This is a genomic window from Streptomyces sp. URMC 124, assembly GCF_051386455.1.
Taxonomy (GTDB): Bacteria; Actinomycetota; Actinomycetes; order Streptomycetales; family Streptomycetaceae; genus Streptomyces.
The window spans coordinates 1-282 of sequence record NZ_JBPQTS010000422.1; the positions used below are offsets into that span (position 1 = coordinate 1).

1 protein-coding gene is annotated in these 282 nt (G+C 51.8%); it reads right to left on the reverse strand.

Features of this window, described 5'->3' with window-relative positions; genetic code table 11:
- A partial coding sequence (locus tag ACSNOG_RS33185) for a sensor histidine kinase (protein WP_436756382.1) occupies positions 1 to 230 on the reverse strand: 230 nt, incomplete at its 3' end.
- Positions 231 to 282 lie beyond the last annotated feature (52 nt).

Below are 282 nucleotides of genomic sequence, written 5' to 3' on the forward strand. Positions count from 1 at the left end.
TCCATATACAGCTCCAGCCCCTTCAGCTCCTCCCGAACGGACACATATTCTGAGACCCGGTCAAACGTAAACTCCAGTACGCCGACCAAAGCACGGATCGTCTTATTGACCTCGGTGATTCGCTGCTGCCTGGCAAGGCTGCCGATTGTTGCGAGCGTATTGTACAGAAAATGAGGAGCGATTTGGCTCTGGAGCACCTTTAATTCCAAGGATTTTTTGCGTTCCTCCATCTCCTTGTTCCTGGCCAGCAGGCTCTGAATCCGCTTCATCATGGAGTTGAAG